Raw genomic sequence first — 26083 nt, forward strand, 5'->3', positions numbered from 1 at the left:
ACATCTTTGTAAAATTTTTTCAAGAATTTTATGTGTATTCAGCAAGTCTTTTTTATGAGAATTACTGAAATTTCATTAAAACGAGATTTTCACTGTCCAATTGATTGACACATTTTTAATCCATTGTTCCCTAAGGAAAGCTTAGTCTAACGAAGCCCAAAACAGGAGTTCATTCTATCTTTTTCTTTTTCCAAGAAAACACTATATCTAGTATCATGGTATTTAAAACCCCAAAACAAAACACAATATTTAGAACATAATAGTTGACAAAATTCCCTGCTTTGGATATACTAATTCCATACTGAATTTAAAGAAATTAGGAGTTCATTATGGTAACTATTTACTCAAAAAACAATTGCGTGCAGTGCAAAATGACAAAACGCTTCTTAGACACTAACCATGTGGAATATCGTGAAATCAATTTGGACGAACAGCCTGAATACATCAATCATGTGAAAAGCTTAGGCTTTAATGCTGCTCCAGTCGTTCAAACTCCAACGGAAGCATTTTCCGGTTTTCAACCTGGTAAATTAAAAAAATTATCATAATTTATGACATGTACCTAATGAGAGAAATGGTTAAAACTGCGATAACTAGACAAGACCTTCTCCGTTCACTTTTTATACTCGGAAGAGTACCTTTGATGAAAACTTTGTTTTCTTCGTTCACCACCTCAACAACTTTCAAAACTGTTGAGTAATTTTGTGGGGTGAGACTACGAACTAAAATTTTCAATTTTTAGTTCTTGCCCACCCCTCTTTCTTTTGCCAAATATCAAACCTAACATTTAGAAAAGGAATACTATGGGACTCAAACAATTAGAAGATGTGACATATTTCCGTCTCAATAATGAAATCAACCGTCCAATTAACGGACAAATTATGCTTCACAAAGATAAGGAAGCCTTAGAAGCATTCTTTAAAGAAAATGTTGAACCAAATACGAAAAAATTCTCTTCTATCACAGAAAAAATTCACTATTTAATCCAAGAAAACTATTTAGAAAAAGAATTCATCCAGCTTTATTCACCTGAATACATCGAAGAGCTAGCTACCTTCATTCATGATCAAGATTTCCATTTCAAATCTTTCATGGCAGCATATAAATTCTATAATCAATATGCTCTCAAAACAAATGACGGTGACTATTACCTTGAAAGCATGGAAGACCGCGTTCTGTTCAACGCACTCTATTTTTCCAATGGTGATGAAGCAATTGCCAAAGATATTGCCAATGAAATCATTCACCAACGGTATCAGCCTGCCACTCCAAGTTTCTTGAATGCCGGACGTGCTAGGCGTGGTGAATTAGTTTCTTGTTTCTTGATTCAAGTCACTGATGATATGAATTCAATCGGTCGTTCTATCAATTCAGCTCTGCAGCTATCTCGGATTGGCGGTGGCGTTGGAATTTCCCTCAGTAACCTGCGGGAAGCGGGTGCCCCTATCAAAGGTTATGAAGGAGCTGCTTCTGGTGTGGTACCAGTTATGAAGCTCTTTGAAGACAGTTTTTCGTACTCTAATCAATTAGGCCAACGTCAGGGAGCTGGTGTTGTTTATCTTAATGTCTTTCACCCAGATATTATCGCTTTTCTTTCAACTAAGAAAGAGAATGCTGATGAAAAAGTACGGGTAAAAACCCTTTCTTTAGGAGTTGTCATTCCAGATAAATTTTATGAATTGGCTCGCAAGAATGAAGAAATGTACCTTTTCAGTCCTTATTCTATCGAACGGGAATATGGCGTTCCATTTGCCTATATTGATATTACTGAAAAATACGACGAATTGGTTGCCAATCCTAAGATTAACAAAACAAAGATTAAAGCTCGTGATTTAGAAACTGAGATTTCCAAGTTGCAGCAGGAATCTGGCTATCCTTATGTAGTTAATATTGACACTGCTAATCGTGCGAATCCAGTAGACGGCAAGATTATCATGAGCAATCTCTGCTCCGAAATCCTGCAAGTACAAGAACCCAGTCTTCTGAATGATGCACAAGAATTTGTACATTTGGGAACGGATGTTTCTTGCAATCTTGGGTCGACCAATGTGGTCAATATGATGACTTCACCAGATTTCGGTAAGTCTATCCGTACCATGACGCGGGCGCTAACGTTTGTTACAGATAGCTCTCACATCAAAGCCGTTCCGACTATTGATCATGGCAATAGCTTAGCTCATACTTTTGGGCTAGGAGCCATGGGCTTACACAGTTATCTGGCTCAACAGTTGATTGAATATGGTTCAGCTGAATCAGTTGAGTTTACCAGCATTTACTTTATGCTCATGAATTATTGGACACTTGTTGAATCCAATAATATTGCTCGCGAGCGTGGGGTGGTTTTCCATAACTTTGAAAAATCTGATTATGCAAATGGTTGCTACTTCGACAAATATGTAACTGGTGAATTTGTACCGAAATCTGACCGAGTTAAAAAACTCTTTGAAAATATCTTTATCCCTTCTGCTAAAGACTGGGCAGACTTGAGAGATAAGGTCATGACGGAGGGCCTTTATCACCAAAATCGCTTAGCTGTTGCACCGAATGGCTCTATCAGCTATATTAATGATGTATCTGCTTCTATCCACCCTATTACGCAACGCATCGAAGAACGCCAAGAAAAGAAAATTGGAAAAATCTACTATCCAGCAGCTGGTCTATCAACTGAGACGATTCCTTACTACACCAGCGCTTATGATATGGACATGCGCAAGGTCATTGATGTCTATGCAGCAGCGACTGAGCACGTGGATCAAGGATTATCTCTGACCCTCTTTATGCGTAGCGACATTCCACAGGGACTCTACGAATGGAAAACTGAAAGCAAACAAACCACGCGCGATCTGTCTATCCTGCGCAACTACGCCTTTAACAAGGGCATTAAATCAATCTACTATGTCCGCACCTTTACAGATGATGGCGGCGAAGTTGGAGCGAATCAGTGTGAGAGCTGCGTGATTTAACGAGGATTAAAATTTCTCTTGCTTATGTTAGTACAACAGCTGCTATGAGCGAGATTCTTTTGTACTATATAAAGTTTTTAAAAGCCTTTCAGAACAAATTTAAACTATCTGTAAACGATAAAAATCAATTGGAATAAAAGAAAGTAATCAACATGAAAACCTATTATAAAGCCATAAACTGGAATGCCATTGAAGATGTCATTGACAAGTCCACTTGGGAAAAGCTGACCGAGCAATTCTGGCTCGATACGCGAATCCCCCTCTCCAACGATTTGGATGACTGGAGAAAATTATCACCTGAAGAAAAGGACCTTGTTGGTAAGGTCTTCGGCGGATTAACATTATTGGATACGATGCAATCCCAATCAGGTGTTGAAGCTATCCGAGGGGATATTCGTACGCCTCATGAAGAGGCTGTGTTGAATAACATCCAATTCATGGAGTCTGTTCATGCCAAGTCGTATTCATCTATTTTCTCAACCCTTAACACGAAATCAGAAATTGACGAAATTTTTGAATGGACGAATACAAACCCTTATTTGCAGAAGAAAGCTGAAATTATCAATGAGATTTACCTCAATGGAAATGCTCTTGAAAAGAAGGTTGCCAGTGTCTTTCTGGAAACCTTCCTCTTCTACTCTGGTTTCTTTACTCCGCTCTACTATCTTGGAAATAACAAATTGGCCAATGTAGCTGAAATCATCAAGCTGATTATCCGTGACGAATCCGTTCACGGTACTTATATCGGCTACAAGTTTCAACTTGGTTTCAACGAATTGTCAGAAGAAGAGCAAGAAACTTTCCGAGAGTGGATGTACGACCTGCTCTACACCCTCTATGAAAATGAGGAGAGCTACACAGAAACCTTATATGACGGTGTCGGCTGGACAGAAGAAGTCAAAACTTTCCTTCGGTATAATGCTAATAAAGCTCTGATGAATCTTGGTCAAGACCCACTTTTTCCTGATACGGCTGATGACGTCAATCCGATTGTCATGAATGGTATTTCAACTGGAACTTCTAACCATGACTTCTTTTCTCAAGTCGGAAACGGTTATCTTCTTGGTGAAGTTGAAGCCATGCAAGATGATGATTATAATTACGGGTTATAAAATATCAATTAACAAAAATAACATCTAATAACACAAAAACACGAATGAAGTAATACCAGCAAGTAGCTGAAATTAAACTCATTCGTGTTTTTATTGTGTTATTGTAAAAGATTGTATTATAGTCGCTATTGAAACATCGCAAACAGCATAACCAAAGCTGCTGGTGTGTTATTTAAAATATGCACAACTATTGAATCCTTGAGATTTCCTCGACGTGCAAATGCGGCATAAAGCACTAATCCCATTGCAAAATATAATGGAAATTCTGTCCATTTTGAAATATGAGGAAGTGCAAAAATGATAGATGTTATGAGCGCTGCCACTATTTTTTGATCTTTTTCAAAGAAAAAGATCGTCGCAAAACCGCGGAACACCAGTTCTTCAATTATCGGAGCTATCACTGCAACCGTCATCACATATAACAAAGCAAAAAAGATGTGATCAACTGACATAATTTTTCCTAGACTTTGTAAAGCGTTATCGTTGCTGGTCGTACTTTGTCCTGTTAAAAGAATATTTAGATAAGTTCCAACTACTGCTACTATTCTTGCCGCTAAAAAGAACAACAATGCTTTCCCAAAATCTCCCCATGAAAAAGACAAGCTCTTCACGTCATCAGAAACATGTGTCTGGTATCTCCTCCATAAAGTGCGGATAGCAAAAAACATGAGCACAAGGTAGGCTAACACCAGTAAAATTTCTATATACACGGGCAAATCTTGCCCTCTAGCTAGAAACAACATAGGAATGCCATTGATGACCATGACTAAGACAATCAGCCCCAATAATTTTAAAATTCCAAGTCCAATATGGGCTATTTTTTTCATTAAGGATTCTCCTTGTATAACTAGTTATATTTCATGGTAATAGGATAGAACTTATCTTGAAAAATTTAAGTTCGTAGTTCCCTCCCTGCAAGACTGCTCAACAGTCTCCCTGACTGTTGAGGCGGTGGATAAAAAACAGAGTTTTCGTCAAAAGTGTTCTTTCTAGCTTGAAAAGCGAACAGGTTTGAGACTTGCTTCACAAGCCCTATCCGCTACCTCAAAGCAATGCTTTGAGCAATCACCTACTGCATCATTCGCTTATCACTAAATGAGATAGAGGCAGAGATACTTTTTGACCAGCCTTATTTAAAGTATTTCTTTATCATAGAAATATTTACTACATTGATGTAGAGGTGGATAAAGACCACGATTGCAATAGGAAGGTATTGAATTTCACGTAATAGAAGCGAAATAGTAAACGGGAGGATGTAGAGCGCTGGCAAAATGAACTGATTTAACTGAAAAAGAATCTTAAAGCTCTGCTCATAATGTGCTTCTCTTTCTGCTTCACCATAGGTCTTCATCAAGGCTAAAACATCTTCAGGAAATGTAACGATTGGCAATTTAAAATGCCGAACCTACTCAATTGTCTTTTGGAGACAATATTGTCCATATAGAATAAAAGCAAGTGCTACATAAGGAAATAAACTGCCTGTAATCAAAACACTATTTTTAGTAATGAATACATTAAATGATGTTAGTATATCAAAAATCGTCAAGATTGTCACAACGTCTAATAAAATAGTACCATATTCCAAATTTTTGAACATCTTCTGATAAACCTAAGCATTTAATTCATTTTCTTTTCTTGATTCTGATTGCTGCTGAATTTCCCGACTAGACTGTAGTAAATAAATTGTCATGCAGAATAAAAGCAGATTGAGCACACGAATAATCCACCCGAAAAGTGTACTATTTAAAAAAGTTGGAAAATGGAAATTTCCGAGCCAACTATTTGCTACAAAAATTCCTAGCAAAATACTCACTACTAGTAAACCAATAATTTTCATCCATTTTTTCATCGCTATTCTCCTTTAGATAAAATACATTTTCTACGTTTTCACCAAAAATATGTGCAATCTTCAAGGCAATGATGACAGACGGAGCATACTCTCCCCGCTCAATCAAACTGACGGTTTGTCGAGAAACTCCTGCTTTTTTAGCCAACTCTGTTTGATTCAACCTATCTCGCGCTCGAAGTTCTTTTAATCGATTTTCCAGCTTCATATGCTCCTCTCCTTTCATCTCTATTGTAACTCATTCGTGTCATTTTGACAACTATTATTGTCAAAAATAACATTATCATTGTCAATTCAATGTAGAAATTTATCCAACTTATATAAAAATCCCCCAAAATTAGTTTGTACCTAACTTTGAGGGAATCCCTTCAACATGATGTTGATTTTCTTACTTCAACTAGTCATTATTCTTTTTTGAACGTTTTGCTAAGATGAAGATGACAACTCCTAAAATGACAATTCCTACTAAACCAAGGAAGGTTACTTTTTCACCAGTTGACGGAAGGAAGCCACGTCTATTTTGTTTTGGCGCTTCTTTAACAACTTTATAATTCACTTTGTAAGTAGAGAAGTGTGTTGTTTTAAAGCTAATCGTTTGGTCTTTGTTGAGAACAAAATCAAATTTTTCCGCCTGCTTACCGTCTTTCATAGCATAAACAGAATCCACCGTAGCACCTTGTTTCACTGGTACTGTCACTACTGTTGAACTGACTTGTGACACTGCTTCACCTTTTGGATTGGTCAAAGTAATATCATAGCTATCTGCATTTTCTTCAATTGTCTTTTTAACTGCTAATTTGAGATTAGCCTTTACTAAATCTGCATTTTGCAAACGAACACCTGTAGCTGTATCCACCAAGGTATCAGAAGTTTCGCTCGGTTTTGGTTTTTCAACATCTGATGAACTAGATGTAGAAGTTTCGTTTGTACTTGACGAAGATTGAGATGTAGACGAAGTTGAAGATGACTCACTTGTACTTGAAGATGGTTCTGAGCTAGAGCTTGGTGGCGTTTGCTCATTTTTAATCTTTTCTTCCATTTCAGCTTCTAGAGCTTTCATTTCTTTAAAGACTTCCTCTGCACGCGCCATACTAGACGCAGTCACTTCTTCTGACGAAGCTCCACCTGCAGCTGCGTATTGTTCATCTAATTTGGCTTGTTCTTCAATCAATCGTGCTTCCAAAGCTTTCCATTTTTCTTGAATGCTATTGCCAAATAATTTTTGATGTTTGGCTGCCATATCGTAAATGTGTGACGCAACCCAGTACCAAGAATTTTTGTCATATTTCGTTGTATCAACTTGATAAGCAGCATAAGTATTGTTGATATTTCCATAGTATGGCAAGTATGGTGCAAAGCGAGGACTACCAACAGAAAGCCACATCGTGCCACCACCCATGCTAGCAGGGATATTATCTTTCAATTGGAAAATGTGCGCTTCCATTACGTTTGGATTGCCAAGAGGATATTTATAGACTGGATCTACTTTTCCACGTTGAGGAATGCCTTTCCCGTCCAATTCCATTTGGTCAAGGGGTTTAAATTGCGTTCCTTCAAAACGGTTCCGCTGCATCCGCATCACATCTGCAACGCTGATTTTCTTATTGCTAGATTGCAACAAATCAAAATATTTATCATCATAATTGACTGGTGCGTCTGGGTTCAAAGCCTTAATACCAGCCCAAGCCCGGGAACGATCAGCTTCTGCCATTGGCGGATTGTAAGATTGGGAAATATGGAACTTGCCATTGATTTCCTTGTAGGAATTTGCATCTCGTGCTACTTTTTCCACATTTTCTGAAGCAATGACATTTTCCTTATCATTAAAATCAACACTTCCTAAGAAGAAGGTATTAGGGAAAATACTATATTTGTCGTCTGGATATTTAATGGCAACATATTGATGACCAGATAAGATTTCCATGTACCAGACACCTGTCTTATCTGCAATTGTCACAATGTTTCCTTCAGCAGCACCTTGTTTTTTGACAATCTCTGCAATGAGCTCCACACCTTCACGAGCCGTTTTGACATGTGGCAAGACAACCGTTGTCATAATGGATTCTGCTAGCCCTTTTTCTACATAAGGATCAACTTTCTGGATAGCTTTATTCGCCTTAGCTGATACTGTAGCAGAAATGGAAACTCCATGCTCATTGAAGCCTACTTCATCAAAAATACCTTCTTTTGGTGTAACGTCTGAAACAGAAGTATATTTATAGCTATGTGCAGGTAATTGCCATTCAAAGCCATTCGTTTCATCAATCAGTTTTTCTCCTGCTTGATTGTCCTTGGCTGGATGAACTTTAAAGACTTTGTTATGATTAGGCTCCAAATCCTCTGTACGACCATACAAAGTCGAACCATCTGCTGTCAAGTTCTTCCCAACAATAAAACCTGTACAGGCTTCTACTGCTTGAAAAGGAAAGAGCATAAGAGCAGATAACAGAATTGTTAAGCGAAAAATCAATTTTTTCATATATTTCTCCTTTTATGATTGCATGTTGAATACATCAACTTTTAAGAGTGAGTATCACTCTTATTACCTTTTTAAAACCGTATACCTTAAATTTAGTATACTATTTTAAATCTATTTTAGCAAGCGCTTTCATGTAAGTTTTGTGTGTTTTGGTTCCTTATATCTTAAAATTTACAAACAAAAAAGGTCGGGACAAAAATTCCCAACCTCAAAGCAATTCTTTGCGCAATTGGATGCGCTGCATGTTTACTATGAGAGTAGTTCAAGTCTGAGATACTATTGCCGCAGATTCTTTTAAAACACATTTTATTTTCTATGTTTATCAGGATCCCAAACAAAGCTTGCGATAAAACTAAAAACAAATGTCAACAAGCCAACAACAAGGGATAGTAAGAGGGCAATCAAACGTGGCAACAGCAATAATATATTTGGACTTTTTTTCACTTCAAGAGCTGCTACTTCTGCATCTAAACGATCAAATGCTGTCTGAATGCGACGTGCTACTTCTTCCACGCCTTCATCATTCATCTTTTTGATGTCTGAAATATCAATCGGGTGCCCAAAATCCATGTCTACACGTTCACCTTTTGCCAATCCTTTCAAATGCATCGGACCAACATAAACGACTGGAAGAATCCGTACCTTTGCCATTTTCGCAATCAAGGCTACACCGCCCTTAACATCTGTCGAATGCCGACTTCCACTTGGAAACATAATCAACGAGCGATTGCTTGATTTCAGCATTTTTACAGGGTATTTAATAGCAGATGCTCCAGGATTTTCACGGTCAATCGGAAAAGCACCACACATCCGAATCCACCAACCAAAAACGCGATTCGTGAATAATTCTTTTTTTGCCATAAAGATGAATTGCTTAGGTCTGGTCGCAAAAGCCATATAAACAGGATCCCACCAGGTACGGTGCGGTGCTACCAAAATATAATTTTCCTCTTGATCCGGAATATTCTCCAAATGATGGTAGTGCGCATTGCCATTTAAAGCCCATAAAATCAACATCACCAATCTTCTTAAATATCTATAAAACATAGGCTCTCCCTTCTTATCCTTTTCATTATACCTTATCCAATGCCCACTCGCAAACTTTTTTTGCTTTAAAACTGTTACAGCTGAATGGATTCTATTAGAAATTTTACTAAAAAAATGGTATGATTATCCTCATGAACATGAAAGAATTTACGGGATTAACCCACCAACAAGTCCAAGAAAAAATTTCACAAGGACTCACCAATGATTTTACAGCCAATACAAGTACCAGCACCTGGCAAATCGTCAAGCGTAATGTTTTTACGTTATTTAATGCGTTAAACTTTGCCATTGCCGTAGCACTCGTTATTGTACAAGCATGGAGCAATCTGGTCTTCTTTGCCGTTATCTGCTTCAATGCTTTCTCTGGTATCGTGACAGAATTGCGAGCTAAACACATGGTCGACAAACTGAATCTTTTAAACAAAGAAAAGATAACGGTCATTCGCGATGGTAAATCTAGTCAAATCAATCCAGAAGACTTAGTCTTGGATGACTGTATTCAACTGGCTACGGGGGAGCAAATTCCAAGTGACGCAACTGTTTTAGACGGTTTTGCAGAAGTGAACGAAGCCATGTTGACAGGTGAAAGTGACCTTGTTCAAAAGGAGATTGGGGAGCAATTGCTCTCAGGAAGTTTTCTTGCCAGCGGGCGTGTTATTGCCAAAATCACTCATGTAGGCTCTGATAATTATGCTTCTAAACTGATGCTGGAGGCTAAGACTGTCAAACCAATCAATTCTCGTATCATGAAATCCATGGACAGGATTGCAGGTTTTACAGGAAAAATCATTATCCCTTTCGGAATTGCGCTCTTTCTAGAAGCTCTCTTTGTAAAACATTTACCTGTCAAAGACTCGGTTGTCAATACTTCGACAGCTCTTCTGGGAATGTTGCCAAAAGGAATTGCACTTTTAACGATTACTTCACTTTTAACAGCAGTCATCAAGTTAGGATTGCGAAAAGTCCTCGTACAAGAAATGTACTCCGTCGAAACGCTAGCTCGTGTTGATATGCTCTGCCTTGATAAAACAGGTACGATTACCCAAGGGAAAATGCACGTTGAAACCTTCAGCCCACTCACAGAAGATTTTTCAGAACAAGCAATCTCTGACATTCTTAGTGCTTATATCACTGCAAGCGATGACAATAATCCAACTGCCCAAGCCATTCGCAAGCAATTTACTACTCCGACTGACTATCAAACAAGTAATATGATTCCATTTTCGAGTGACCGTAAATGGGGAGCTATGGAAATGTCGGACTTAGGTACTGTCTTTCTCGGTGCGCCTGAAATGCTCTTTCATGAAGAAATTGAGCTAGCACAGGACGCTCAAAAGCGTGGTTCGCGTGTGCTTGCTTTAGCTATTAGTCCTGAACGCATTGACCATAAACACATTCACTTACCAAGTAGCATTCAACCCATTGCCATTTTAGAAATCACAGATCCGATTCGTGACGGAGCAGCTGATACTTTGGAATACTTACGCTCACAAGAAGTGGGCTTAAAAATCATCTCAGGTGACAATCCAATTACTGTATCAAACATTGCTGCAAAGGCAGGATTTGCAAACTACCAAAGTTATGTTGATTGCTCAAAAGTAACGAATCAAGAGTTGATTGAGCTGGCAGAAACGACTGCTATCTTTGGTCGTGTTTCTCCTCATCAAAAGAAACTTATCATTCAAACCCTGAAAAAAGCAGGGCACACCACAGCTATGACTGGTGACGGAGTCAATGATATTCTGGCATTACGGGAAGCAGACTGCTCCATTGCCATGGCTGAAGGAGATCCCGCAACACGACAAGTTGCCAATCTCGTTTTGCTCAATTCTGACTTTAACGATGTCCCTGAAATTCTCTTTGAAGGACGCCGTGTTGTTAATAACATCGCCCGCATTGCACCGATTTTCCTCATTAAAACAACCTATTCGTTCATTTTGACAATCATTTGTATTTCTAGTATCTTACTGGGACGAGCAGAATGGCTCTTGGTCTTTCCATTTATCCCCATTCAAATCACCTTAATTGACCAATTTGTTGAAGGTTTACCACCTTTTGTCCTCACCTTTGAGCGCAATATCAAACCAGTCGAACCCGACTTTCTTAAAAAAGCTATTTTTAAGGCTCTACCGAGCGGTTTAATGGTCGTCTTTAGCGTTTTATTTGTCAATATTTTCGGTGGGCTGCATGGCTGGTCACAACTAGAAATCTCAACTTTGCTTTATTATTTATTAGGTTCTATCGGCTTTCTATCTGTTGTCCGTGCCTGCCTACCACTCAATCTCTGGCGGATCCTGCTGATCCTCTGGTCCCTCGTTGGATTCTTTGGAACAGCAGTTCTCCTGCAAAAGTACATCGAAATTACTACTCTAACCAGCAACAGCTTCCCAATCTATATCATTTTGATGATTTTATTTACAATTACTTTTATTGTCGTGACACACATACAGAACAAACGGGAACAAAATTTATAAAATTTAAGGTATAGCAGTAAGAAAAAACGTACATTTTTGTCTTACTGCTTATTTTTGTTGCTTCTTTTCCTCTACATCATGATATAATAAGGATATATGGCAGAAATTCTTTTAAAAGACGGTGAGCGAATCAATCAGCTCTTTTCTACTGACGTCAAAATTATTCAAAATCGAGAGGTCTTTAGCTACTCAGTAGATAGCGTGCTCCTCTCTCGCTTTCCAAATTTACCTAAGCGTGGTCTTATCGTGGATCTTTGTGCTGGAAATGGTGCCGTTGGGCTTTTTGCAAGCACCCGAACCAAGGCTCAAATCATAGCAGTTGAAATTCAAGAGAGACTGGCAGATATGGCAGAGCGCTCTATTGAGCTAAATGGCTTAACCCACCAAATGCAGGTCATTCAGGATGATTTGAAATATCTCACCCACTATATCGACGGTAGTAAAGTGGACATGATTTTATGCAATCCGCCTTATTTTAAAGTGGATGAACATTCTAATCTCAATGCAAGCCGACATTATCTACTTGCACGGCATGAAATTGCGACCAATCTGGAAGAAATCTGTCAAATTTCCCAACGGGTCTTGAAATCCAACGGACGCTTAGCAATAGTTCATCGTCCCGAACGATTCCTTGATATTGTTGACACTATGACTGCTCACAATTTAGCACCAAAACGCATTCAATTTGTTTACCCAAAGACAAATCGCGAAGCCAATATGCTCCTCATTGAAGCTATCAAAGATGGTTCCCGTGACGGGCTAAAAATCCTGCCACCGCTTTTCATTCATAATGAAGATGGCAGCTACACTCCAGAAATTCATGAGATTTACTATGGAAACTAAAGCCTATATGTATGTTCTGGAATGTGCCGACGGCTCTCTCTACACAGGGTACACGACTGATGTTAAAAAACGACTTCATACACATAATACTGGAAAGGGCGCCAAATATACTCGTGCACGATTACCTGTTACTCTTTTGTATCAAGAAGAATTTCCCGACAAACCTTCTGCCATGTCAGCCGAAGCCCTCTTTAAAAGAAAAACACGACAACAAAAATTAGAATATATTGCAGATAAGAAAAAGTAGAAAGCGGGAGGTCTTTCTACTTTTTTGCAATGATTTATTGGTTATTTTTCTTAGAAATGACAGCAACAAATACGCTCAGAAAAACAACACCGATACCAGCTAAATATGACATGCTAGTTCCTGTACTTGGTAATAATTCTTTGGTTTTAGCTAATTTTTTGTCACTTGTAGTAGGCAAAGTTCCCTTGTTCCTATTCGTTTGAGAAGACTTCCCATTTTTATTAGACGAATCAGAATCTGTCAACCCAGCATGGGAGTTTTCTCCTTTTTGTTCTTTATTATTAGAATTTTCCTTTGTTTTTTTGGTATCTTCATGCTGAACATTAGATGAAGATTGATTTTCTAGTGGTACAAGGGCTTGAATGGCAGTCTGCAATGCTTCACATTCTGCATCAATCTCTGCTTGTGTCGCATCATCTTTTTGTAAAATAGCTTGCGCCTCTTCTACTTGTTCTTTTAAGTTCGCAAGTGAATCCTTTGTATAATGCATAGTTTCCGCTAATTTTTCTTTTGCCGAAGAAAGAGCGGTTCCCAACTTTGTCTTATCTACTCCTTCTCTGGTTAAAAGCAAATCGTCAATTGTTCCCCATGAACCTTTATTTGCTTTCACAAATACTCCCAGTGTCACCTCTGTCTCTTTTGTTAGTGTAAAGTTCAATTTCGCTGTCTGCCAATTTGACCAACCAGCTAGTTTGGCTTTTTCACTTTGAACATTTACTGCCTCAGCACGAGCAAAAGCATAAATATCTTCAGAGCCATTCGTATCACCACCTTGAATTTGAGCAGAAAATTGATAAGTTCCTGCTGGAAGTATTATCTTTCTTTCAATGCCAGTTGTGTAATCGTTTGCGCCATTGTAGAAATTCATGGCATACTTGCCTGTTTTAGGCGTGTCTTGTCTACGCTTGATAAAATCGTTAAAAGTATAATCTGAAAGATCTTCTTCCTCAAAGCTAGAATTTGATAACAAACTCTCTTGCAGCTCTGCTTCTTCATTCTTATCATATTTTAGATTTGTATTCAACCCAGTATAAACATATTTAAATGTCGCAAGTGATGGCAAAGCTTTTCCTGTAAAATCAAACAATGCTTGATTATCCCATTCAGATCCACCGTAATTTTCCTGATTAACATTTGGATCATACCCAATGGCGGCACTAGAAGCCCAGCCCGAACCGTATTTTTCCCAAATAGGTGTATTTACTTCTTTTCCTTTGGAACTAACCGGTGTCCAAGCTGGTTCCCAATAAAAGATGCCTAATGCACTTGCTTTATTGGCTGCATCAATGACATCTCGTAAGGCATGCGATTGCCCCTGAACAGATGCGGGATAGCCACCTACCAGCATTTGATTTTGTGTTCGGATAACATTTTGTTGACCATCTCCATCTTCTAATGTATAGGCATAAGAAGTCTCTGCTACAAGTGTCTTTTTCCTATACTTTTCGGTTACTGTCTTTAAAACTGAAGTCAGATTATCTAAATTACCATGCCAAAAGCTATAATAACTAGTAGCAAATACATCATAATCAATATGGTGATCTGATAAACCTTTTGCGTAATTCAGTATCGTTTCCGTTTTATCTGGGTTTGTAAAATGAAAAGCTATCAGTATACTTGCATCCACTTCTCGCACTGCTTTGGCGCCTGCTGCAAACAACTGATAGCGTTCCTCTCCTGCTTCACCTGCTATCCCGCTACTCGTTGTTTCATTACCAACTTGAACCATTCCTACATTTACACCAGCTGCTTTTATTTTTTCAAGACTAGCTTTGGTGTATTGATATAAAGCCTCTGATTTTTCAGACACATTCATATTTGTCCAATCTTTTGGTGGAACTTGACGTCCTGGATCAGCCCAAAAATCTGAATAATGAAAGTCCACTAGTAGCCGCATACCATGTACTGTAGCTCGTTTGCCAATCTCAATCGCCTTTTCTATATCGCTATTTCCAGCGCCATAACCATGTCCGTTATGATCATAAGGATTATTCCATACTCTAACGCGAATGTAATTCACACAATTTTCTTTCAAAATATCAAAGATATCTTTGATATTTCCATTTTCATCTTTGTACTCTACACCACTTTTTTCTTGAGCAATTACTGTTGAAATATTCGTCCCCATGATAAAATCAGATGATAAATTTTCTACTTTATCAACACGTATTTTAGTATTTTCATTAGCTTTAATAGGAATGACTCCTCCAAGCAAACAAAGACTAGCAGCAAAAACAAGCGACAATCTTAATCCTATTTTCATACAGTTTTCCTATTTCTAATTGGTTTAATATTTTAGTGTTCGCTTTAAAAAACTGATAAAACAAGAAATAGGTTTTATCAGTTTTTAAACGAACATTTTATAAGAAGGCTAGTTATTCAAAATGCGAAAGAACGAATTGCACAGCACCTTTAGGATCACGCGTCAATTTGATATATTCAGCACCTTTTGTCGCAACAAGTTTGATGCCCAATTTATCCGTATCTTTCTTAATATCTTCATAGTAAGAATTGACTTGTGGAGCTAGCACAATCATGTCAAAATCTTTCATAATATCGTAGTGCGAACCATAAGCACCAGCTGTTGAACTGAGGTCTATGCCTAGTTCTGCTGCACCTTCTGTTAGTGCATTTGCTAGCATGGCGCTTGTCCCTGCACCGGCACATAGAACCAAAATATTATGATGCTTTCCATCTGCAACCGCTTGAATTTGATCGTCTATTTCAGCTTCTGCTGCTTCTTCAAGCTCAATCACTTCTGCCTTTTTCGCTTCTTCTTCTACTAATGAATCATCGTACGCTTTGATAAATGGAAGGTAGATGAGAGAATCAACTACAATCAACAACAGCATCAACACAATAGATAAGATTCCTGCACCCGTACCTAAAATCAAGCCAATCGGTGCTGGTGTTGCCCAAGGAAGGACATACATAAAACTGTTCATACCTAACACATCAACAAAGAACTTGAAAGCACAAACATTGATCATTGGAGTGATTAAAAATGGAATAAAGAAATAAGGATTTAAAATAATCGGTGTTGCAAACAACAATGGCTCATTGACTGCAAAGCAAACCGGAACAAAGGAAGCTTTTCCGACAGCTTTTAATTGCTTAGATTTTGCAAAGAGCATGAAGAGGAATGGAACAACCAATGTTGCACCTGTACCACCCATTGTGCCAACGAAGTTTCCAAGCCCAACTGTCAACACGTTTGAAGCATGATGACCTGCTTTTACCAACTGTAAATTTGTTTCCACATTTGCATAAATAATCGCGACAATAGCTGGTTCTACAATTGAAGGACCATGCACACCAACAAACCAGAAGAGCGCCATTGCTCCCCAAATAATTGAAATTCCTAAATAGCCATCAGCTGCGGTAAACAAAGGTTGGAGAAGTGTGATAACAGCTTCTGCAAACGAATGCCCAAAGAAATAACGTACGATTGTATCAATCAGAACAGCAGCAAATACTGCAAATGAAAATGGAAAGACGTCACGGAAAGTTTGAGAAATTGTTCCAGGAACTTCTTTTGGCATCTTAATAGTAATGTCTTTCAATACACAGAATTTATAAACATTCACCGTGATAAAAGCTGCTACAAAAGCCGCTAAAATCCCTTTTGTTCCCATGTAGCCATTGGCTAAACCGTTTTCAATTTGATCCACACTTAAAAGGAGGAAGCTCACAATGGAAGCCAACATAACAGAAACCGAATTGATAGTCTTGTTGGTCGGCATATTGCGGTTCATTGATTCTGACAAACAAAGAGCGGTCGTAGCAGACACGAGAATAGCTACTACACCCATAGAATAGCCATATACTTTCCAAAGCCAGGTGGAAACATCATTTGGCAACTTAAATCCAAAAATTTCTGGAATTGCTGCTAGCAAGATAAAAATACTTGAGAATAAAATTGCAGGCATGGCGGCTAAAAAACCGTCACGAATAGCACCCAGATAAATATTGCGTGATATTTTTTCAAAGAAAGGTTTTCCTTTCTCGATTTGTTTGATAATTCCGTTCATGGAATTAGTCCTCCTTGTATTGATTTTTATATAATTCAATAAAATCTACGATCAATTCTTTTAACAATAATGTCGTCATCAAATGATCTTGACCGTGAATAAAGATAAATCCTAAATCTAAATCTTCCCCAGCTGCCTCTTGTGCTAAAATCTGCGTTTGTGAATTGTGGGCTAAATTTAAATTTTCATCTGCTTCTTTTAAAGCAGCATCTACATTTGTAAAATTACCTTGACGAACCTCTTTCAGCAAATTCAGTAAACAACTACGTGCATCCCCCGAATAAGCTACGATTTCAAATCCTAACATTTGTAATTCGTTTTTATTCATCTTATCTCCCTTCTTAAATCACAATCTTTGTTTCACTAACATGCTTGTACCAATAAGCTGATTCCTTAGGGTAACGCTTTTGAGTTTCAAAATCAACGTAAAACAAGCCATAGCGCTTATTGTAGCCATTTGACCATGAGAAAACATCCATTAAAGACCAAAGAAAATACCCTTTTACCACAACACCAGCATCAATAGCTTTGCTTAGAGATTGCAAATACACTTTCAAATAATCAATCCGTGGCTTATCCATGACGATACCATTGTCAAACTCGTCTTTATAGCCCATTCCATTTTCAGTAATATAAATCTTTTGATAATGTGGATAGTCTTTCTTAATTCTCAATAAAAGGTCATACAAACCTTCTGGGTAAATAATCCAATCCCAGTCTGTTCGTTCAATCCCTTCCTTGTAAATCCGTTCTCCAATGCCTTGCACTTTATAAACTGAAGTGCCTTTATCACCCGTTCCATTATGATGAATAATTGATTCGCCCTGATAAGCCTTAACAAAATGACATTGATAATGGTTGATTCCAAGATAATCATTTCGGTGACTAGCTTTTTTCATTTCTTCAAAGTCACTTTCAAGGAATTCATAACTAGCATTGTTAGCAGCGCAAATTTCATTAAGAGCTTCCATTGTTTCGTTTGAATAATAACCTAGATAAGTAGCGTCTAGCAAGAAACGAATAGAAAGCGCATCATCCAGAAAAGCTGCATGCTTATCTTCTTCGCTGTCTGTTGCTGGATATTTTGTTTCCAAAGAATGCACCACTCCAATTTCACCAAGGTAACCCTTCTCCTTGAAAAGATTTACTACACGCGCATGCGCGTACATCATATTGTGCAGGCATTGAATCACCTTACTCAAATCATACTGAATCCCCGGAGGAAAGACACCGAGCAAGTATTGATTGGTCGCAACAGGATAAATTTCGTTAAAAGTGCTCCAATGATGAACCTCTGGAAATTCTTGAAAACAAAATTCAGCATATTCCACAAACGCTTCAATCGTATCACGATTGAGAAAATCACCTTGATCAAACAAAACTTTCGGAGTATCAAAGTGATGCAGTGTAACAAATGGCAGGACGTGGTGTTTCGCACATTCAGCAAACACACGGTGATAAAAATCTACTCCTTCTTGGTTCACTTCACCACGTCCATTCGGAAAAATCCGACTCCAAGCAATAGACAAGCGCAAACCATTGACACCAAACTTCTCACACAGCTCAATATCTTTTGGGTATTGATGATAGAAATCACTAGCCGGATCTGCTAAAAATCGTCCTTGTTTTTCTAAAAATTCATCCCAAGCGACCGGACCTTTTCCACCTTCTTTTGTAGCTCCTTCTACTTGATAAGCAGCTGTTGCACCGCCAAAAATAAAATCTTCTGGTAATTGAAACATGTCTTCTCCTTTACAATAATCTTTGAATATGAATCACCAAATACACCTTTTCATTTGGATGAAGCCCTCCACCCAAATGCTGACGAATGACTTCATAAATATCTTCGCCAATTTGATAGGCTTCTGGATAATCCTTTTTGATATGTTCTTCTAAATTCTTCATGGAAACTTTTGAATCACTGTCATCTTGATCCAAACGCTCAATAAAGTACGTCAAATGAATCATTAAACGATCATAAAAATTACTATTCTTTTTCGTCCGCTTAATACCATGTTTTAAGAGCTCCTCTTGCACCAAAGCAATCATTTGTCGGGTCAGTGTTTGTTCATCTTTACTAATCACGACATCTTCGCCTTTCGCATTGATAAACTGTAAGGCCAACCGCCCAATCTCATCTTTTGGAAAATCCACATCCAATTTTTCTTTTAAAATCACCAAAGCATGCTCAGCAATTTTGTACTCCGTCGGATATTGCTCCGACATATCCGGCAAGTGGTTGCTTTTATAAGTATTTCTTTGCAGCGCTTGATAACTACAATAAATATGATCTGTCAAAGTTACATAGATGTACTCTTGAACTGGAAATTGGAACTGTTGAATACCATAATCAATAATTTCATAACTAGTCGTGATAAAGTCCAAGGGAACATCTTTTAACAAAGCAGAAAAGTTTTCGCGCGATTCTTCACTTTTTAGTTGAAAGACTTTTTCTACTCGTTCTTCTGCCAGCAAATCCCCTTTTTTCTTTTTAAAAATGATACCGAGCCCCATGACAACAGCCTGTTCACCACTTTCATTTTTGACCACCGCAACATTATTATTTAGTGGCTGGACAATTCGAAACATTTGTGTCCTCCTTTCTAACAATATTTTTGTAAAACATAAAAAAACCATAAACAAACCAAGATTTTTTACTTGGGTCATTTATGGTCTCGCCTAATTTCTTAGTTACAATCCATGTTTTATTTAACTTTATGAATAGAGTTTAACACATTTCCAAACTTTTGTAAACCCTTTCTTACTTTATTTTTTAAAAATTTATACAAAATGGATAATTTGTATAAATTTAAAATCTTTCATTCTACACTTAAAAAAATAACTTACTTCTGCGCAATACCATTTGGGATAATGACTTCTTTGAGCAGTTTCTCTTCTTCCTTGATGCGATTATACAAAACTACCGCATACAGAGGAAATAGAATACAAAATGAAATTAGTGCATGACAAAGTAATGCTAAACCAATCAACTCTGGAACGATATTCAAGAAATAATTTGGGTGTTTCACATAGCGGAAAAGCCAATGATCGACAAACTTATGATCGTTTACAAGCATCAATTTCACTGTCCAAATGTCCCCTAATAATTGCGTCACAACATAGAGCATAAACATTGAAAATAGCAATAGCCCCAAACCTATAGCACTAAGTGCGTCAAACCGAACCTGACGTATCGTAGCTTCGGCAAAGCAAGAAAGGTAAAATAAAATGTGAAGAATAGTGATATACTTGGTATTTTGCACGCCATATTCACGCCCACCATTTGCCAATATCGCTTTCTCATTCTTCATCGATATTTTTAGAAATACCAACCGAAATATAAATACCGCTAAAACAATAAGTCCTGATAAAGTCATACGACCTCCTTATAATAAAATAATCTATTTTATTATATAAAGAGGGGATTTCCTAAGTCAATACATTCAAAAAATATCATATAAACTGTAGAAAGAATTTACAAAGTTGTTAGTTCGATTTCGTCTACAATTCGTTTTACATCGGCTGGATCTACTTTTGGAGTCCATTGCAGGCAGTTAGCTGTTGCATAAGCACAGGCACGAATGACAGCCTCTCTATCAACTCTCCCCTTACTTTCTAAAGCATGGCAGAGACTTCCAAGGAAAAAGTCGCCTGACGCAATAGGATTTTTAACATGAATTGTTGGAAACGTCAGTTGGAAAACATCATCCTGTAGGCGTGCGACGACTCCTTTTCCTCCCATTGTCACAATGAAATAGGGAATTTCATCATATTCTTTGAGAAGTTTTGCTGCTTCTTCTGCAGTTTCAACTGGATATCCTGTTAATTCTGCCAATTCTTCATCGTTGATTTTTACAATGTCAGGTTGTGCTGAAAAAGCTGCTTTTAGTGCGGCACCGCTTGTGTCTACTACTAAATTCACATCCTCTGGCAAAAGACGACCAATTTGTGCAATATAATCATCTGGCATCCCTTTCATCAAAGAGCCAGAAAACACAACGCTATCGCCAGATTGAATGCACTTTATAAGATTTGCAGTGAATTGTTCTAATAAATCCTTATTCAGCTCAAATCCCGCTTCATACACAAGATAGGTCTTTCCTAATTCTGTATCAATCATAATTGTACAAGTACGCGTATTTTTATCAACTTCTGTCACAACGAGCGGAATACCGTCTTCTTCATTTAATTGTTGAATATATTCGCCCATTTTGCCACCTAACATTGTATGAATGCAAAAATTTCCTTGCTCTTCGCCTTTCTCGCAATTCAGGACATAAGCAACATTAAAACTTTTCCCACCAGCATTCTCGTGAACTTGACTTGATCGGTTGACCACATCTTCTTTAAAATGACTAAGTAAAACTGTCCGATCCAAAGCTGGATTTGGACAAACTAAATGGATCATGTTTCTTCCTTTCTTTTTTTCAATCAAAAGCCAGACTATTTCAAAAGGAATAGTCCAGCTTATTGTTATCTTATTATTCTATTTTGCATTTGTAGCGTATTCTTCATTTCGCTTAATCATTTGTTTTCTATACCAAGCAAAGATACCAATATAGAACACTAGAAAGACAATAACACCAAAGATAGCTTTGATATCGCCTGTTGTAGCATTTCCGATTGTCCAACCAAGTAATTTTTCAATTGGACCTTCAAGAGTAGAGTGGGTAATCAATTGTGTGCTAGCTACCCCCTTAGGAAATGCATCTACGCCTTTCGCTAAGTCCGTAACAAATGGCGCAATAAGTGTTCCAGATAGAAGGAAGAGCGGAAGCAACAAAGTTCCAAATACAATCATTCGGATAAGCTTACCGCGTGTAACAACCAGAAGTGCTGGAGTAACACCCATTGCAATAATCCCAGCAAGTGGCAAAATACCATTTCCGACTTTAGAAAGAAGGACTGCTTCTACTAGCATAATTGGTGCTAAAACATTGGCACATGCCCAGATTTCTGCACGACCTGCGATAAATGGCCAGTCAAGTCCAATATTGAATTTACGTCCTTGAAGATGTTTTGTTGCAACATTTGTAATTCCTTGTGAAAGAGGTTCTACTGCTGCGATGAACCAAGAACCAATAAGTGAGAACAATTCCAAGCAGACACCAGCTGTCAAACCAAGAGATAACCAACCTTTGATAACAAGTGACCATTTTGCTGCTTCGGCAACGCCAGATACTGGATGCGGCGTTCCCATAATCCCAATTACAATCCCAAGGATAAATCCAATGAAGAATTTAGAGCCCCAGAAACCAATTTTCTTATTCAATTTTGCAGCGTCAAAGTCATATTTATCCAACCAAGGGAAGAATTTATCAAAAATCTTATCCAAAACCATGATAACTGGATTCATCATGTAGTTCATGTGAGTAGAGGTCATTGGTGATGAGCTAGGCGCATTAAGCAAGTCATCAAATGTTGGTTTCATTAAGTCAGAGTTAATAATTTTCATTACTCCGACAAGTACGACTGCAAGCGTTGCTACAAAGAGCGACACTCCTTGGCTAACACCATTATTATCCGCATACCATTTAATCAATAGACCTGTAATTGATAAATGCCAAATATCAAAAATATCAACATCTAAGGTATCCGTTTTTTTCGTAATTAACATCACAACATTGACGATGAGCATAATGAGTAAGAAGTAAAGCGTCCAAGCAGAACCCCATGTAATCGTCGCCAATGGTGCCCAACCAACGTCTGTAATATTGAGTTGAATTCCTGTATTTTCAACGAATTTCGCAAGTGAAGCCGAGAAAGCACCATTTAACATACCGATAATGGCACCAATACCCGTAAGAGCTATGGCAAGTTTAATACCACCTTCCAAGGCTTTGGAAAACTTCACTCCAAAGCATAAAGCAAGCACCGTCAAGACTATCAACATGATAATTGGTGCACCCATATCCAAAATGGGTTTAAAGAAGCGATTCGCTAAGTCAATAATGACATTCATAAAAAATCCTCCCGATTTTATTTTTTGAATGATAGTGAACAAAAAGTGAAATAACTATTTCAGTAGATAAAAATTGTTTTTATCTAGCATTTCAATTTTTCATTTTCTTGTTTTTTTCTAATGAATTACTTTAACTAAGTCCATGTTCCTTAATAGCTGCTTCAATATTATCATATACTGGTGCACTCATGGCTGGAATACGGAATAAAATTGGTCCTGCTTCAATAACAGGAATTCCCGGTTCAAATCCCAAATCTGTGGCTGCTATTGGTGTGAAAATATCATAACCTTTTATCAAGTCTTCATTCACATCTTTGACCATTACCGCATCGCATTGGACATCATAGCCACGATTTGAAAGTTCTTCTTCAAGAGCATTTTTGATTTGGTGGCTTGAGTTTACTCCTGCTCCGCAAGCTGCTAAAATTTTAATCATTGTAAAATCCTCCATTTTTAATGATTTATTGTTTCTGATATATAGTGAAATAGTTTATCTGCCTCATCCAGCTCGGATAAGGACTCTAGGTTGCCGTCAGCAGTAAAAAAATCCATCAATTGAGCCAAGATATTCGTTTGACTGGCATTAGAATTATTGATAATGAAGAACAAAAGCGATACTTGTACTTCATTTGACGGAACAATCATATTATGAAAAGTCACCGGCTGATCTAAGCGGACTACAACCACCTTTTCTGCTAAATTATGGACAATATCCGTATGCGGAATTGCTACATTCGGCAAATCTTTCCCTAAAAATTCCATGTCCAGCCCCGTAGGAAAGGACTTCTCTCGCTCAATCAAGGCGTCTTTATAAGAAGACGTTACAATGTGTCTCTCCTCAAGGAGATTCGCAACCTGATTGAAAAGCTCTTCTTGACTGTCAGCATGCAGACAAAAGACTAAATCTTTATCGAACAACTGATAAAGTTCCATCATAGCCTCCTTCTATTTTGTTCTATTTTGTTTATAAGCAAAGTATATCATTATATGTAAACGATGTCAATAGTTTGTTTTGTTTTTTTTATGTTATTTTTTGTTTGACAATATTTGCGCGAGATGTTATGATGTTGTTGTGAAATAAAAAAAGGAGGTATAACAATGAAAGTTATACTAGGTACAGACCGTGATGGTTTTGAGTTAAAAAATAAAGTAAAAACTCATTTACTCCAACTTGGTTATGACATTAAAGATCTCAACGAACAAGAAGGTGCTGCTGATTTTGTCGACTCGGCAGACGCTCTTATTGAAGAATTGCGAAAAGATGATACTGCCCGTGGTATTTTGTTTGATCGCTTTGCAGTTGGTTCCTATATGGTTGCAAATAAACACCGTGGCATCATTTGTGCTGCTGTTTCAGATGAGCATTCTGCTATGATGACCATTCGCCACAATTCTACACGCATTATCACTCTCGGTGCAGCTATTCTCGGTGAAGAATTGGCAAACGCCTGTGCAGAAGCTTATTTAAAAGCTGACTATGATGCTGGACGCCACCAAGTTCGCATTGATATGCTTAATAAATTATGTTAAAGGGTAGGAGGAAAAATTATGAAAATCGCTCTTGGCTGTGACCATATCGTAACAGATACAAAAATGAAAATTTCTGAACATTTAAAAGACCTCGGTCATGAAGTCATTGATGTCGGAACCTATGACTTTCACCGGACTCATTACCCAATCTTTGGTCGTCTGATTGCAGAAAATGTTGTTTCAGGAAAAGCTGATCTTGGAATTGCCCTTTGCGGTACAGGAGTCGGTATTTCTGCTTCTGCTGACAAAGTTCCCGGTACTCGTGTAGTTCTTGTTGGTGACGTTCTAACCGCACGCTATGCAAAGAAAGAACTCAATGCAAATATCATCGCTTTTGGTGGACGTATTCTTGGTCAAAATCTTATTCACAATATCGTTGATGTCTTTCTTGAAACAGAGTACGAACCAACAGAAGCCAACAAACAATTGATTGAAAAAATCGATAATAGCATTGAAGTTAGCCCTGAAATCGCTGAAAATGACCATATTTTCGATGAAGAAAATGCTAAATGGGCTCGCGGTGAATACCACGACTAAAAACTCAATACTCAGAAAATCAGGCTCAGTCTAATATGGACGAGGCCTGTTTTTTAATAGGATGTGTCAATACCGCACGAAAGATACAAAACAAAAATCACCTGCTCCTCTATGAACAGGTGATTAAAATATTAACTATAAAACATTTGTATATGATTTATACTTTTCCTTGACCTTTGGTGAGATATGATCATCTGTGATTACTGCATCCAAATCATCCAACTGATAGAAACAATAGAAAGAATAGCTATCAAATTTGCTATTATCCGCCACAATGTACTTTTCAATCGCATTGTTCAAGATAATGGCATTGCCATTTCCTTCTTCTTCATTGGCAGTCGTGACATTATGACCGTCAATTCCATTGACACCAATAAATGCTTTAGAAACTTTGATTTCTTTCAATAATTTATTAGCAAATTGTCCGACAAACGTTTGTGTCTTCACCCGATAACGACCACCAATCAGGATAATATCACAATTGGGATTATCTTTTAATTTTTCAAAAATAGGAAGCGAATTTGTCACAATACTCACACTTTTATCAGCCAAATAATCTCCGATAAAATCCGTCGTTGTTCCCGAACCGATAAAAACTGTATCACCAGAAAAAATCAAATTGGCACATTTTTGAGCAATTGTTCGTTTTTCTTCAATATTTAACATCGTTTTTTCAGTATGGGAGGCTTCATTCAAGCCATTTTTTACTTTTTTGTGAGCTCCTCCATGAACACGAGTCAACAAGCCTTGCTTTTCCAAATCAATCAAATCACGACGTATCGTCATATCTGTTACATCTAGTAACTCTTTTAATTTCTTGACAGAAACCACTCCTTGCTGATCCAATTCTTGGAGAATCACTCTATGCCGTCCTTCTTTCATTTTATCTCCTTTCTAGTTTTATATAATTTTATTCCTCAAATATATTATACAACAATTTATTCATTTTGAAAAATTAAAAACAATATTTTTTTGATTTTTGTAAAATATTGTTTGACTTTGTTTTATTTGT

The 26083-nt window shown here is 37.6% G+C and carries 25 protein-coding genes; 8 read left to right on the forward strand and 17 right to left on the reverse strand.

All coding sequences use genetic code 11. From position 1 onward, the window contains the following. The first annotated feature begins 329 nt into the window (after positions 1-329). The 3 genes from nrdH (at position 330) to nrdF (ending at position 4075) form a co-directional block, all read left to right on the forward strand. Positions 330-548 (forward strand): glutaredoxin-like protein NrdH, encoded by a 219-nt coding sequence (nrdH, locus tag EHW89_RS06325; protein WP_021001901.1) that lies wholly within the window; start codon positions 330-332, stop codon positions 546-548. A gap of 255 nt (positions 549-803) precedes the next feature. Continuing rightward, on the forward strand, positions 804-2963 hold the full coding sequence (gene nrdE / locus EHW89_RS06330; RefSeq protein WP_126467387.1) for a class 1b ribonucleoside-diphosphate reductase subunit alpha: 2160 nt from the start codon (positions 804-806) through the stop codon (positions 2961-2963). A 152-nt stretch (positions 2964-3115) separates the two neighbouring features. Further along, complete coding sequence (gene nrdF, locus EHW89_RS06335; protein ID WP_126467389.1) at positions 3116-4075, forward strand: class 1b ribonucleoside-diphosphate reductase subunit beta; 960 nt, start codon at positions 3116-3118, stop codon at positions 4073-4075. A gap of 125 nt (positions 4076-4200) precedes the next feature. On the opposite strand, the gene EHW89_RS06340 is transcribed toward nrdF, so the two are convergent. The 6 genes from EHW89_RS06340 to EHW89_RS06360 form a co-directional block, all read right to left on the reverse strand. Continuing rightward, on the reverse strand, positions 4201-4902 hold the full coding sequence (locus EHW89_RS06340; RefSeq protein WP_126467390.1) for a CPBP family intramembrane glutamic endopeptidase: 702 nt from the start codon (positions 4900-4902) through the stop codon (positions 4201-4203). Between the two features lie 302 nt (positions 4903-5204). Then, the gene (locus tag EHW89_RS09525; RefSeq protein ID WP_226997563.1) at positions 5205-5465 is read right to left on the reverse strand and encodes a DUF3169 family protein; all 261 of its coding nucleotides are present in this window, start codon (positions 5463-5465) and stop codon (positions 5205-5207) included. 15 nt (positions 5466-5480) lie between these two features. After that, positions 5481-5672, reverse strand: a complete 192-nt coding sequence (locus tag EHW89_RS09530; protein WP_226997564.1) for a hypothetical protein — start codon at positions 5670-5672, stop codon at positions 5481-5483. A 181-nt stretch (positions 5673-5853) separates the two neighbouring features. Then, positions 5854-6129 carry a helix-turn-helix transcriptional regulator gene (locus EHW89_RS06350; RefSeq protein ID WP_126467392.1) on the reverse strand — a complete coding sequence of 92 codons (276 nt, stop codon included), beginning with the start codon at positions 6127-6129 and terminating at the stop codon, positions 5854-5856. Between the two features lie 189 nt (positions 6130-6318). Further along, positions 6319-8400 (reverse strand): C69 family dipeptidase, encoded by a 2082-nt coding sequence (locus EHW89_RS06355; RefSeq protein ID WP_126467394.1) that lies wholly within the window; start codon positions 8398-8400, stop codon positions 6319-6321. A 306-nt stretch (positions 8401-8706) separates the two neighbouring features. After that, on the reverse strand, positions 8707-9447 hold the full coding sequence (locus tag EHW89_RS06360) for a lysophospholipid acyltransferase family protein (RefSeq protein WP_126467396.1): 741 nt from the start codon (positions 9445-9447) through the stop codon (positions 8707-8709). 119 nt (positions 9448-9566) lie between these two features. On the opposite strand from EHW89_RS06360, the gene EHW89_RS06365 reads away from it, so the two are divergent. The 3 genes from EHW89_RS06365 to EHW89_RS06375 all read left to right on the forward strand — a co-directional run bounded on the left by EHW89_RS06365 (position 9567) and on the right by EHW89_RS06375 (position 13011). Beyond that, on the forward strand, positions 9567-11921 hold the full coding sequence (locus EHW89_RS06365; protein WP_126467398.1) for a cation-translocating P-type ATPase: 2355 nt from the start codon (positions 9567-9569) through the stop codon (positions 11919-11921). A gap of 96 nt (positions 11922-12017) precedes the next feature. Next, positions 12018-12764: a tRNA1(Val) (adenine(37)-N6)-methyltransferase gene (locus EHW89_RS06370; protein ID WP_022526316.1), complete on the forward strand. Its 747-nt coding sequence runs from the start codon at positions 12018-12020 to the stop codon at positions 12762-12764. Further along, on the forward strand, positions 12754-13011 hold the full coding sequence (locus EHW89_RS06375; RefSeq protein ID WP_022526317.1) for a GIY-YIG nuclease family protein: 258 nt from the start codon (positions 12754-12756) through the stop codon (positions 13009-13011). The genes EHW89_RS06370 and EHW89_RS06375 overlap by 11 nt, the downstream gene beginning before the upstream one ends. A 34-nt stretch (positions 13012-13045) precedes the next feature. On the opposite strand, the gene EHW89_RS06380 is transcribed toward EHW89_RS06375, so the two are convergent. The 10 genes from EHW89_RS06380 to EHW89_RS06425 form a co-directional block, all read right to left on the reverse strand. Beyond that, positions 13046-15274, reverse strand: coding sequence for a glycosyl hydrolase 53 family protein (locus EHW89_RS06380; RefSeq protein ID WP_126467400.1), 2229 nt, complete (start codon positions 15272-15274; stop codon positions 13046-13048). 112 nt (positions 15275-15386) lie between these two features. Then, positions 15387-17042, reverse strand: a complete 1656-nt coding sequence (locus EHW89_RS06385) for a PTS lactose transporter subunit IIBC (RefSeq protein WP_126467402.1) — start codon at positions 17040-17042, stop codon at positions 15387-15389. 4 nt (positions 17043-17046) lie between these two features. After that, positions 17047-17370 (reverse strand): PTS lactose/cellobiose transporter subunit IIA, encoded by a 324-nt coding sequence (locus EHW89_RS06390; protein ID WP_003030041.1) that lies wholly within the window; start codon positions 17368-17370, stop codon positions 17047-17049. 13 nt (positions 17371-17383) lie between these two features. After that, a complete protein-coding gene (gene lacG / locus EHW89_RS06395) occupies positions 17384-18784 on the reverse strand; it encodes a 6-phospho-beta-galactosidase (RefSeq protein ID WP_022526657.1) in 1401 nt (466 codons plus the stop codon). Between the two features lie 10 nt (positions 18785-18794). Further along, on the reverse strand, positions 18795-19631 hold the full coding sequence (locus EHW89_RS06400; protein ID WP_021001915.1) for a PRD domain-containing protein: 837 nt from the start codon (positions 19629-19631) through the stop codon (positions 18795-18797). A 254-nt stretch (positions 19632-19885) separates the two neighbouring features. Further along, positions 19886-20419, reverse strand: a complete 534-nt coding sequence (locus tag EHW89_RS06405; protein ID WP_126467404.1) for an isoprenylcysteine carboxyl methyltransferase family protein — start codon at positions 20417-20419, stop codon at positions 19886-19888. Between the two features lie 98 nt (positions 20420-20517). After that, on the reverse strand, positions 20518-21450 hold the full coding sequence (locus EHW89_RS06410) for a 1-phosphofructokinase family hexose kinase (RefSeq protein WP_126467406.1): 933 nt from the start codon (positions 21448-21450) through the stop codon (positions 20518-20520). Between the two features lie 78 nt (positions 21451-21528). Beyond that, entirely contained in the window at positions 21529-23004 is a 1476-nt protein-coding gene (locus EHW89_RS06415; RefSeq protein WP_003036213.1) for a PTS galactitol transporter subunit IIC, read from the reverse strand. 130 nt (positions 23005-23134) lie between these two features. Beyond that, positions 23135-23440, reverse strand: a complete 306-nt coding sequence (locus EHW89_RS06420; RefSeq protein WP_003023769.1) for a PTS sugar transporter subunit IIB — start codon at positions 23438-23440, stop codon at positions 23135-23137. A gap of 17 nt (positions 23441-23457) precedes the next feature. Next, positions 23458-23937: a PTS sugar transporter subunit IIA gene (locus EHW89_RS06425; protein WP_003023767.1), complete on the reverse strand. Its 480-nt coding sequence runs from the start codon at positions 23935-23937 to the stop codon at positions 23458-23460. Between the two features lie 165 nt (positions 23938-24102). Between EHW89_RS06425 and lacA the strand changes: the two genes are divergently transcribed. Together lacA and lacB are read left to right on the forward strand one after the other, a co-directional pair. Beyond that, positions 24103-24534 (forward strand): galactose-6-phosphate isomerase subunit LacA, encoded by a 432-nt coding sequence (gene lacA / locus EHW89_RS06430; protein WP_022526652.1) that lies wholly within the window; start codon positions 24103-24105, stop codon positions 24532-24534. 18 nt (positions 24535-24552) lie between these two features. Next, positions 24553-25071, forward strand: coding sequence for a galactose-6-phosphate isomerase subunit LacB (lacB, locus tag EHW89_RS06435; protein ID WP_126467408.1), 519 nt, complete (start codon positions 24553-24555; stop codon positions 25069-25071). Between the two features lie 135 nt (positions 25072-25206). Here lacB and EHW89_RS06440 read toward each other — a convergent pair whose 3' ends face one another. Next, entirely contained in the window at positions 25207-25953 is a 747-nt protein-coding gene (locus tag EHW89_RS06440; protein WP_003023761.1) for a DeoR/GlpR family DNA-binding transcription regulator, read from the reverse strand. Between the last annotated feature and the right edge of the window lie 130 nt (positions 25954-26083).

The sequence above is a fragment of the Streptococcus periodonticum genome, assembly GCF_003963555.1.
Classification (GTDB): Bacteria; Bacillota; Bacilli; order Lactobacillales; family Streptococcaceae; genus Streptococcus; species Streptococcus anginosus.

Coding starts and splice junctions, on each gene's coding strand:
- nrdH (WP_021001901.1), top strand. CDS start 330: ATGGTAACTATTTACTCAAAAAACAATTGCGTGCAGTGCAAAATGACA.
- nrdE (WP_126467387.1), top strand. CDS start 804: ATGGGACTCAAACAATTAGAAGATGTGACATATTTCCGTCTCAATAAT.
- nrdF (WP_126467389.1), top strand. CDS start 3,116: ATGAAAACCTATTATAAAGCCATAAACTGGAATGCCATTGAAGATGTC.
- EHW89_RS06340 (WP_126467390.1), bottom strand. CDS start 4,902: ATGAAAAAAATAGCCCATATTGGACTTGGAATTTTAAAATTATTGGGG.
- EHW89_RS09530 (WP_226997564.1), bottom strand. CDS start 5,672: ATGTTCAAAAATTTGGAATATGGTACTATTTTATTAGACGTTGTGACA.
- EHW89_RS06350 (WP_126467392.1), bottom strand. CDS start 6,129: ATGAAGCTGGAAAATCGATTAAAAGAACTTCGAGCGCGAGATAGGTTG.
- EHW89_RS06355 (WP_126467394.1), bottom strand. CDS start 8,400: ATGAAAAAATTGATTTTTCGCTTAACAATTCTGTTATCTGCTCTTATG.
- EHW89_RS06360 (WP_126467396.1), bottom strand. CDS start 9,447: ATGTTTTATAGATATTTAAGAAGATTGGTGATGTTGATTTTATGGGCT.
- EHW89_RS06365 (WP_126467398.1), top strand. CDS start 9,567: ATGATTATCCTCATGAACATGAAAGAATTTACGGGATTAACCCACCAA.
- EHW89_RS06370 (WP_022526316.1), top strand. CDS start 12,018: ATGGCAGAAATTCTTTTAAAAGACGGTGAGCGAATCAATCAGCTCTTT.
- EHW89_RS06375 (WP_022526317.1), top strand. CDS start 12,754: ATGGAAACTAAAGCCTATATGTATGTTCTGGAATGTGCCGACGGCTCT.
- EHW89_RS06380 (WP_126467400.1), bottom strand. CDS start 15,274: ATGAAAATAGGATTAAGATTGTCGCTTGTTTTTGCTGCTAGTCTTTGT.
- EHW89_RS06385 (WP_126467402.1), bottom strand. CDS start 17,042: ATGAACGGAATTATCAAACAAATCGAGAAAGGAAAACCTTTCTTTGAA.
- EHW89_RS06390 (WP_003030041.1), bottom strand. CDS start 17,370: ATGAATAAAAACGAATTACAAATGTTAGGATTTGAAATCGTAGCTTAT.
- lacG (WP_022526657.1), bottom strand. CDS start 18,784: ATGTTTCAATTACCAGAAGATTTTATTTTTGGCGGTGCAACAGCTGCT.
- EHW89_RS06400 (WP_021001915.1), bottom strand. CDS start 19,631: ATGTTTCGAATTGTCCAGCCACTAAATAATAATGTTGCGGTGGTCAAA.
- EHW89_RS06405 (WP_126467404.1), bottom strand. CDS start 20,419: ATGACTTTATCAGGACTTATTGTTTTAGCGGTATTTATATTTCGGTTG.
- EHW89_RS06410 (WP_126467406.1), bottom strand. CDS start 21,450: ATGATCCATTTAGTTTGTCCAAATCCAGCTTTGGATCGGACAGTTTTA.
- EHW89_RS06415 (WP_003036213.1), bottom strand. CDS start 23,004: ATGAATGTCATTATTGACTTAGCGAATCGCTTCTTTAAACCCATTTTG.
- EHW89_RS06420 (WP_003023769.1), bottom strand. CDS start 23,440: ATGATTAAAATTTTAGCAGCTTGCGGAGCAGGAGTAAACTCAAGCCAC.
- EHW89_RS06425 (WP_003023767.1), bottom strand. CDS start 23,937: ATGGAACTTTATCAGTTGTTCGATAAAGATTTAGTCTTTTGTCTGCAT.
- lacA (WP_022526652.1), top strand. CDS start 24,103: ATGAAAGTTATACTAGGTACAGACCGTGATGGTTTTGAGTTAAAAAAT.
- lacB (WP_126467408.1), top strand. CDS start 24,553: ATGAAAATCGCTCTTGGCTGTGACCATATCGTAACAGATACAAAAATG.
- EHW89_RS06440 (WP_003023761.1), bottom strand. CDS start 25,953: ATGAAAGAAGGACGGCATAGAGTGATTCTCCAAGAATTGGATCAGCAA.